The sequence below is a fragment of the Rhodococcus sp. P4_B6 genome (assembly GCF_056402215.1).
This window is the reverse complement of sequence record NZ_JBFUHV010000260.1, coordinates 1-8,851: the sequence shown is the minus strand read 5'-3', so window position 1 is coordinate 8,851 and position 8,851 is coordinate 1. Positions and strand designations below refer to the sequence as shown.

Annotated in this window: 8 protein-coding genes; 7 read left to right on the top strand and 1 reads right to left on the bottom strand. The window is 67.5% G+C overall.

Going from position 1 to position 8,851, the window contains the following annotated elements; translation table 11 throughout:
- The 4 genes from AC1DWT_RS47410 to AC1DWT_RS47395 form a co-directional block, all read left to right on the top strand.
- Positions 1–281, top strand: a 281-nt coding sequence (locus AC1DWT_RS47410) for a flavin reductase family protein (protein ID WP_477925922.1), incomplete at its 5' end; no start/stop codon positions are given.
- 46 nt (positions 282–327) lie between these two features.
- Positions 328–1,431, top strand: a complete 1,104-nt coding sequence (locus AC1DWT_RS47405; RefSeq protein WP_276137089.1) for a mandelate racemase/muconate lactonizing enzyme family protein — start codon at positions 328–330, stop codon at positions 1,429–1,431.
- Positions 1,432–1,512: 81 nt separating this feature from the next.
- A complete protein-coding gene (locus tag AC1DWT_RS47400) occupies positions 1,513–3,042 on the top strand; it encodes an aldehyde dehydrogenase (NADP(+)) (RefSeq protein WP_477925921.1) in 1,530 nt (509 codons plus the stop codon).
- 141 nt (positions 3,043–3,183) lie between these two features.
- Entirely contained in the window at positions 3,184–3,987 is an 804-nt protein-coding gene (locus AC1DWT_RS47395) for an IclR family transcriptional regulator (RefSeq protein WP_095862022.1), read from the top strand.
- Between the two features lie 83 nt (positions 3,988–4,070).
- Here the strand turns inward: AC1DWT_RS47395 and AC1DWT_RS47390 are convergent, their stop codons facing one another.
- Complete coding sequence (locus AC1DWT_RS47390) at positions 4,071–5,453, bottom strand: MFS transporter (protein WP_083395740.1); 1,383 nt, start codon at positions 5,451–5,453, stop codon at positions 4,071–4,073.
- 494 nt (positions 5,454–5,947) lie between these two features.
- Between AC1DWT_RS47390 and AC1DWT_RS47385 the strand changes: the two genes are divergently transcribed.
- The 3 genes from AC1DWT_RS47385 to AC1DWT_RS47375 all read left to right on the top strand — a co-directional run bounded on the left by AC1DWT_RS47385 (position 5,948) and on the right by AC1DWT_RS47375 (position 8,780).
- Positions 5,948–6,835: a fumarylacetoacetate hydrolase family protein gene (locus AC1DWT_RS47385; protein ID WP_083395739.1), complete on the top strand. Its 888-nt coding sequence runs from the start codon at positions 5,948–5,950 to the stop codon at positions 6,833–6,835.
- Between the two features lie 68 nt (positions 6,836–6,903).
- On the top strand, positions 6,904–7,983 hold the full coding sequence (locus tag AC1DWT_RS47380; protein ID WP_477925920.1) for an alcohol dehydrogenase family protein: 1,080 nt from the start codon (positions 6,904–6,906) through the stop codon (positions 7,981–7,983).
- Positions 7,984–8,036: 53 nt separating this feature from the next.
- Complete coding sequence (locus tag AC1DWT_RS47375; RefSeq protein WP_241031347.1) at positions 8,037–8,780, top strand: HpcH/HpaI aldolase family protein; 744 nt, start codon at positions 8,037–8,039, stop codon at positions 8,778–8,780.
- Positions 8,781–8,851: the final 71 nt, after the last annotated feature.

The window sequence follows — 8,851 nt, the reverse complement described above, 5'->3', positions numbered from 1 at the left end:
GCGCCAGCATCCTCGCCGCCGGCCAGGAACCGATCTGCCGCGCCCTCTCCAGCAAACAACCCAACAAATTCGCCGACATCGACTGGACCCTGTCCCAGACCGGATCACCCCGAATCACCGGCGCCCACGCCTACGTCGACTGCGAAATCACCCACGAACTCGACGGCGGCGACCACACCATCGTCATCGCCCGCGTCCTGCACATGGACACCGGACACGGCGAACCCCTCGTCTTCCACCAGGGCAAACTCGGCGGAATCCGGCAACTCACCGCCGCCTGACCCACAACTGGACACGCCTGACCGAGCCCACGAAAGAGGTAAAACGTTGCGCATCGCCGAGATTCACGTGTATCAGATGGATCTGCCGTTCAGCGGCAAGGCCTACCGGATGTCCGAGGGCTCGTACACCGCCCTGGACTCGACGATCGTGCAGATCGTGTCCGATGCGGGTGTCTCCGGGTGGGGTGAGACGTGCCCGGTCGGCCCGACGTATGCGCCGGAGCACGCCCTGGGCGCGCGGGCGGCACTGAACCAGATGTCGGCGGGCCTGATCGGCATGCCGGTGACGGGTCCGCTGGCCGTGCGTCGCGCACTGGACCGGCTCCTCAACGGGCACAACTACGCCAAAGCCGCGATCGACATCGCGATTCACGACCTGATCGGCAAGACTCACGGAATCCGCGTGTGCGACATGCTGGGTGGCGCGACCACCGATCGGGTGGACTCCTATTACGCGCTGTCCATCGGCGAGCCGGACGACGTCGCCCGGACCGCCGTCGAGAAGATCGCCGAGGGGTATCCGCGTCTGCAGATCAAGGTGGGCGGACGGCCGGTCGAGATCGACATCGAGACCGTTCGCAAGGTGTGGGAAGCAACCGGATGCACCCGCCTGTCCCTGGATGCCAACCGCGGACTGTATGCGCGCGACGTCCTGCGAATCGGCCGGGAGTGCGCCGACATTCCCTTCGTCTTCGAGCAGCCCTGCAACACGATGGAGGAGATCGCCGCGATTCGCGGCCAACTGCACCACGCGGTCTACCTCGACGAGAACACCGAGGATCTCGGCGACGTGCTCCGAGCGATCTCGCTCGGCGTATGCGACGGATTCGGACTGAAGGTCACGCGACTGGGCGGTCTCGGTACCCTCGCGACCGTGAGGGATCTCTGCGAAGCGCGTTCCATGCCCCACACGTGCGACGACTCCTGGGGAGGGGATATCATCGCGGCCGCGTGTGCCCACATCGGCTCGACGGTTCAGCCGCGCCTGCTCGAGGGCGTGTGGATTGCCGAGCCCTACATGGACATTCACTACGACTCGGACAACCCGGTCCGGATCGAAGGGGGGCGCATCCGGGTACCGACCGGCCCCGGTCTCGGCGTCGTCCCCGACGAAGGCGTCTTCGGCGAGCCGGTCGCATCCTTCGAATAGACAACCGCGAGCCCGACCCCCACACCCCGGCTGCGCCGCACCCGGCGCGAGCCTCGACTTCCGAAAGGGATCCCGCACTTCATGACTGACACCACGCATTCGATCGAACCGGACACCACCGACGCACAACTCGACCGCCTCCTCGACGCCGCGGCCGCCGCCGCACCGCTCTGGGAGGACCGCACCCCCCACGACCGCGCCGCTGTACTCGTCGCGATCGCCGATGCCCTCGAGGCGCACGCCGACGGGCTGGTCGCCGAGGCCATCATCGAAACCGGGCTTCCCCAGGCCAGATTGAGCGGGGAACTGAACCGGACCTGCGTGCAGTTGCGGATGTTCGCCGAGGAACTGATCGACGGCACCTTCCTCGACGTGATCATCGACCGCGCAGATCCCGACTTCGTCCTCGGCGCCCGCCCGGACCTGCGCCGGTACCAGATCCCCGTGGGCCCGGTCCTGGTCTTCGCCGCCAGCAACTTCCCCTTCGCGTTCTCCGTCGCCGGCACCGACACCGCCTCCGCGCTGGCCGCCGGCTGCCCGGTGGTGCTCAAGGCCCATCCCGGCCACCCCCGCACCTCCGCCGCCACCGCCGACGTCGTCGCCGGGGCACTGTCCGCCGCCGGCGCCCCCGACGGCACGTTCGCCCTGATCAGCGGTTTCCGGGCCGGCACCCGCGCCCTCGAGGACCCGCGGATCGCCGCAGCCGCCTTCACCGGGTCCGTCGCCGGCGGCCGCGCCCTGTTCGACATCGCCGCCGCCCGCCCCAACCCGATCCCCTTCTTCGGTGAACTCGGCAGCGTCAACCCGGCCGTCGTCACCGCCGGTGCCCTCGACGAGCGTGCCGAGGCGATCGCGTCCGGATTCGTCGGCTCGTTCACCCTCGGGGCCGGACAGTTCTGCACCAAGCCCGGCATCCTGCTGGTGCCCGCCGGATCGCCGATCACCGAGCAGATCACCACCCTCGCCCAGCAGGTGCCCGCGGCGCGGATGCTCACCGCGAAGATCGCCGAGGGCTACCACCACCGGATCGAGGAGGCCGCCGCAGCACCCGGCGTCGAGGTCCTCGTCAAGGGCACCGCATCGACCGGCGAGAGCGGAGTCCCCGAGGTCACCCCGACACTGCTGCGCACCACCGCCGAACAGCTGGTCGCCCAGGCCGACACCCTGCTCGAGGAGAGCTTCGGCCCCGCCGCGATCATCGCCGAATACGGCACCGAAGACGAGGTGAACCGCGTCCTGAACGGTGTCGACGGCACCCTCACCGTCACCGTCCACACCCGCACCGAACCCACCCCCGACGAACGCGAGCAACTCCGCAGCCTCACCCGGATCGCCGCCACCCGCGCCGGCCGACTGGTGTTCAACGGCTGGCCGACCGGCGTCGCCGTCACCCCCGCCCAGCACCACGGCGGCCCCTACCCCGCCACCACCGCGGTCTCGCACACCTCGGTGGGCACCACCGCGATCCGCCGATTCCTGCGCCCGGTCACCTACCAGGACGCCCCGGAGGTGCTCCTGCCCGCACCGATCCAGGAGCGCAATCCCCTCGCGATCCCCCGCACGGTCAACTCCGCCGGCCAATCGTCCACCTGGGGCCGCGCCCAGTCCTGACAATCCAGGAGCGCGGTGTGCGCTCGATAGTTCCCACACTCTGCCGCCCCAGCGTTCACTATATGAACGCTGGGGCGGTAGAGTGGTCGTGCAAGCGCGTACCCGAGGATGTGGTGCGCACCGACACGACGAAGGGGTGGCATGAGCGAAGTACCCGAACCGACGGAGATGACGAACAAGTCGGTGACCAAAGCGGTTCGGCTGCTACGGGAGTTGGCCGCGCACCCGCGCACCGGTGCCACCGTGACCACGCTCGCGAAGGGGGTCGGGATCTCCCGGCCCACCGCGTTCCGTCTGCTCTACAGTCTCGAACGCACCGGGCTCGTCGACCGGATCGACAACAACTACATCCTCGGATGGGAAATGGCCCGGCTCGGGCGGCGCGCCGACCCGTACGCCGGCCTGGTCGCTCGCGCCCAACCGCTGCTGCAGGAGTTGGCCGACAAGTTCAACGAATCGGTGACCCTGTCGGTGCCGAATTCGCACGACGGCCTGGACCTCATCGCCGAGGCCGCCGGCTCGCACGTGGTCGGGATCATGAGCCGCATGTCGACCCACATGGTCGGCCAGCAATATCCGCTGCATGCCAGCTCCACCGGCAAGGTACTGCTCGCCGAGATGCCGCTGGACAAGGTGCTCGCGCTGCTGCCCGAGAAGCTCGAGGCGTACACGTCCCACACCATCACCGACCGTGCCGTTCTGCTCCGGGAACTCGACCAGGTCCGCGAGCAAGGGTTCGGCATCATCGACAACGAACTCGAAGAGGAACTGATTTCACTGTCCCGGCCGGTGCGGGATACCTCGGGCAGTCTGGTGGCGATCCTGACGCTCAACAGCCCCCGCTACCGCTTCGGGCGCGACCGCATCCCCGAAGCGCTCCAGCAGATGCAGGCCATCGTCGAGCGCCTCGTCGAGGTGTTCTGGCAGGACGCGGCAGGCGAATAGTCCCGCCCGACGGCCACACCGCGTGAAGCACCGGGAACCGGAGCCCTGGTACGGACTCCGGTTCCCGGTGCTGTGGCTATCGGTCAGGTTCGAACGGGCCGACCGCCGCGCGGGGCCGAGGTTTCACTGAGGTTGCGGCCCATCGTTTCCGGGGCGAGGACCTGGGAAACCGCGGCACCGACGATGCAGATGCCCGCGGCGATGACCATCGTCACCCCACTTCCGAGGTTGTGCATCGACCACGGCAGCAGGAACGTGCCCAGACCCGCACCGACCCGGCTGAACGCGGTCGCGAAACCCGTACCGAGGCCACGGATCTCGGTCGGGAAGATCTCACCCGGGTAGACACCGGTCAACGCGGTGGACATGGCGTTGGCGAACGCGAACACCAGGAAGCAGATCAAGACCACCGCGGGCGGGGCGGACGACCACAATCCGATGATCAGCAAGACCACAGCGCAGACCCACTGCTGCGGGATGGTCAGCTTCCGGCGGCCGACGCGTTCGATGAGCAGGACCGAGACCATGACACCGACCAGGGCGAGGCCGTTGACTCCGATGGCGCCGACGAGTCCGTCGCCGAGCCCGTAGCCCTCCAGCACGCTGGCTGCGAACGTGGCGATCGCGAAATACGGTGCCACCGCACAGAACCAGAAGATCGAGATGAAGATCGTCGCCCGCCGGTAGGCCGGGGAGAACAGCATCCCGAACGTGCCCGAGCGGGTGCCCTCGTTGGCGATGTCGACGACATCGGACGGGTCCTCGAGGTAAGCGTGGGCGATCTCGGTGGCCTCTTCGGTGCGGCCCTTGTTCATCAGCCAGCGCGGTGACTCGGGCATACCCAGCCGGGCCAGGAACAGGATCACCGCCGGAACGGTGCTCGAGCCGAGCACGATGCGCCAGTCGAGGGACCACACGGTGGTCATCACGTAACCGATGACGAAGGCGAACATGAAGCCGACGTACCAGGCGACCTCACAGTAGGCCAGCAGCTTGCCGCGCAGCCTCCGCGGTGCGAATTCGGAAAGCAGTGGCCAACCGACCGAGTAGTCGGCGCCGATCGCGATGCCCATCAGCAACCGGACGACGAACAGTTGCCAGGCCGAGTCCACGAAGAACTGCAGGACGGATCCGAGGATGAAAATCGCCAGGTCGATCGCGAACAGTGGCTTGCGGCCCAGTTTGTCGGCCAGCCAGCCCCCCAGCGGGCCGCCGACGAAGATACCGATGAGCGCGGAGGCGCCGATGAGCCCCTCCCAGTACAGCGACATATTCAGGTCGAGGGTGATGGCACCGATGACGGTGCCGACGATGCCGAGGATGTAGCCGTCGATGAACATGCCACCGGCGATCACACCGGTCAGCTTGACCAGGAAGCGCTTCTTGTCGACCGGACCTTGATCGGCCTTCGTGCCGACGGGTCCGTCCTCATACTCTCCGACGGAATCCGTGTTGGTAATCGTCACCAGGTCACTCCTTGCTGGTGCGCGTCGACATGACAGCCGACGTGGACGGTGCGAATGCCGTCCGGGGCGGGGAAAGGCGGGGATGAAGTGTGCACGCGTGCCGGCGGTAGCAGTTCGACCACCAACATCACATTCGTTCAATAAGTGAACGTCACGCTCAAAATTGTGACATGGACCTCATGGGCCGTCAAGACCCCGTCTCGTCACAGCCGCGACCACCCGCGCCGACCCCGGGGCGGGCGCCGGGCCGACGAGGTATCACACGGCGGGCGCTCGACCGGATAGCGCACCTCAGGTACCGATTTCGACAGAAATGCACACGGGCGCGCCCGCGCACCGGCCCGCGGCCAGGCCCCGCCGAGCGCGTCCCGGCCTTGACAAGCTGTGACCTGGGCCGCACTATCGTCAAACACACACAATGAACGGACTGTTCAAATAGTGACGATCCGCATGCACCCGTTCCGATCGCGGGAATCGAACACGCAGCACAGACGATGGGAGAGTTTCCGGTGCGGTTGATCAATTTCGATGGCCGCCTCCAGGTGTCGACGCGCAGCGGCCTCGTCGATGTCGAGGGGGAAAGCCACGGCTATTTTTCCTCCCATCCGCAGAAGATCTACGAGCGGTGGGCGGAGTTCGTCACCTGGTACACGGGCAACCGAGACAGGGTCACCCCGGCGCAACGCGGTGGGATCGACCCGGGTCGACTCGGTTCGCCGGTGCCGGCGCCGCGCCAGGTGTTCGCCGTCGGCCTGAACTATGCCGACCACGCGGCGGAGTCCGGTGTGGAACAGCCCGAGTCGCCGGTGATCTTCACCAAGTTCGCCTCGGCGATCTCCGGCCCGGTCACCACCGTGCCCCTTCCCTCGGACACGGTGGACTGGGAGGTCGAACTCGTGGTCGTGATCGGCCGAGGTGGCCGCAACATCCCGGCCGATCGGGCATGGGAGTCCGTCGCGGGATTGTCTGTCGGACAGGACCTGTCCGACCGCGGGCGACAGTTGGCCGGACCGGTTCCGCAGTTCAGTCTCGCCAAGTCGCATCGAGGGTTCGCCCCGATCGGGCCGGCGCTGGTGACGATCGACGAGTTCGCCGATCCGAACGATCTCACGCTCGAGACCCGCATCAACGGCGAGCTCGTCCAGTTCGGACGCACCGCGCAGATGATCTTCCCGGTGCCGGCGCTGATCGAGCACCTCTCGCACACCCTCGAGCTCTACCCCGGCGACGTGGTGTTCACCGGCACGCCCGCCGGCGTCGGGGTGGGCCGGACACCGCAGCGGTTCCTCGGCCCCGGCGACGTGCTGCGCAGCCGCATCACCGACATCGGCGAACTCACCCAGACGTTCGTCGCACGCGAACCGCTCGCCGCGCCGGTGTGACCGGGATACACCGGCCCACGAACACATCCGATCGAAATCCGAAGGAGCCAACCTTGCTGCCGGAACACATGACCGCAGTTCTCCTGACCGGCCACGGGGGACTCGACAAACTCGAGTACCGCACCGACGTCGCCGTCCCCCGACCAGATCGGGGTGAGGTGCTGATCGAGGTCGCCGCCGCCGGAATCAACAACACCGACATCAATACCCGCATCGGGTGGTATTCGAAGGCGATCGACTCCGACACGAGCTCTGGTGGCGCGAGCGGGTTCGAATCCGTCGACGACGACGATGCCAGCTGGTCGGGCACGACCCTGAAATTCCCCCGGATTCAGGGCGCGGACGTGTGTGGGCGCATCGTCGCGGTCGGTGACGGCGTCTCCCCCGACCGCATCGGCGAACGGGTCCTCGTGCGCACCATGCTGCGCAGCTACGTCGACTACCGCCCGTACGAATGCTGGACGTTCGGCAGCGAATGCGACGGCGGCTTCGCGCAGTACGCGGTGGCTCCGGCCCGGGAAACCTTCGCGGTCGACTCCGAGTGGAGCGATGCCGAACTCGCGGCGCTACCGTGCGCCTACTCCACCGCCGAGAACATGCTGCACCGCGCCGCGGTCGGTGCCGAACGCGTGCTGATCACCGGCGCCTCGGGCGGTGTCGGACTCGCTGCGGTGCAACTCGCCAAACGCCGCGGCGCCACGGTGATCGCCGTCTGCTCGCCCGACAAGGCGTCCGAGGTGAAGGCGCAGGGCGCCGATCGGACCATCGAGCGGGGAGTCGACCTGATCGGCGCGCTCGGTGCCGGCTCGGTGGATGTGGTGGTCGATCTCGTCGTCGGACCGCAGTGGCCTCAACTGCTCGACGTGTTGCGCACGGGTGGCCGCTACACGATCGCCGGTGCCATCGGTGGGCCGATCTCCGAGATCGACCTGCGCACGGTCTACCTCAGAGACCTCACGCTGTGCGGGTGCACCTTCCAGGACGACGCCGTGTTCGAGAACCTCGTCGGATACATCGAGCGGAATGAAATCCGTCCGGTCGTCTCGGCCACCTATCCGTTGTCCGACATCGTTCGTGCGCAGGAGGATTTCCTCGCCAAGAAGCACATCGGAAAGCTTGTGCTGATTCCACCGACACCCCAGAAGTGACCGGCGGCGTTCACCGACCGCCGCCCGCAGATCCCCGAATGGAGTACCCCGCAATGACCTCGACCTCGACCGCGCCGTCACTCGGAGCGTGGCTGACGCTCGACTCCGTCTTCGCTGCCGAACTGATGGTTCGGACTGGATTCGATTGGGCCGTGATCGATTTGCAGCACGGCGCACTGGGAACCGACTCCGTCGTGCCCCTGCTCTCGGCGGTGCAGGGTGCTGGCGTCGAGGCCTGGGTGCGGACGCAGGCGACGAACTACGCACAAGCCAACTGGGCGCTCGACATGGGCGCCGACGTCGTCGTCGTCCCACAGATCGGGTCGGCCGCCCAAGCACGTGAGGCGGTCGGTTTCTGCCGCTACGCCCCCGAGGGACACCGCTCGTGGGGACCGGTTCGGGCAGCGTTGCGCCCGGCCTCGGCGCCCCGCCAGCGGGTCTACCTGATGATCGAGGACACGAACGGCCTGGCCGAAGCCGAAGCGATCTGCGCGACGCCCGGACTGGACGGGATCCTGATCGGCACGGCAGACCTCACCCTGTCGCTGGCCGGTTCCGCCTCGGACGTCCTGGGGGGAGCTGTTTTCGATGCCGTTCGCACAATCGTGGAGGCGTGCACCCGCCACGGACTGGACGTCGCCGCCTACGGGGGAAGTCAGGAAATGACGACGGCGTGCGCCGAGAACGGAATCCGGACCGTCGCTCTCGCCGCGGACTACGAGCTGCTTCACGAAGGCGCGCAGGCGGCCTTGGCGCTGGCACGCGGCACATTCGCAGCCGAGGGTGTCCGCCTCTGACCTCGTTTGCCGTGACGGTGTGGGTGCCGGAACAGATACGCCGCGTCGGGGTGAGTCGCAAGACTCACCCC

What these genes read in the sequence shown, in the direction of transcription:
- AC1DWT_RS47380 (WP_477925920.1), top strand. Translation starts at nt 6,904, where the DNA reads ATGACCGCAGTTCTCCTGACCGGCCACGGGGGACTCGACAAACTCGAG.
- AC1DWT_RS47400 (WP_477925921.1), top strand. Translation starts at nt 1,513, where the DNA reads ATGACTGACACCACGCATTCGATCGAACCGGACACCACCGACGCACAA.
- AC1DWT_RS47375 (WP_241031347.1), top strand. Translation starts at nt 8,037, where the DNA reads ATGACCTCGACCTCGACCGCGCCGTCACTCGGAGCGTGGCTGACGCTC.
- AC1DWT_RS47385 (WP_083395739.1), top strand. Translation starts at nt 5,948, where the DNA reads ATGGGAGAGTTTCCGGTGCGGTTGATCAATTTCGATGGCCGCCTCCAG.
- AC1DWT_RS47395 (WP_095862022.1), top strand. Translation starts at nt 3,184, where the DNA reads ATGAGCGAAGTACCCGAACCGACGGAGATGACGAACAAGTCGGTGACC.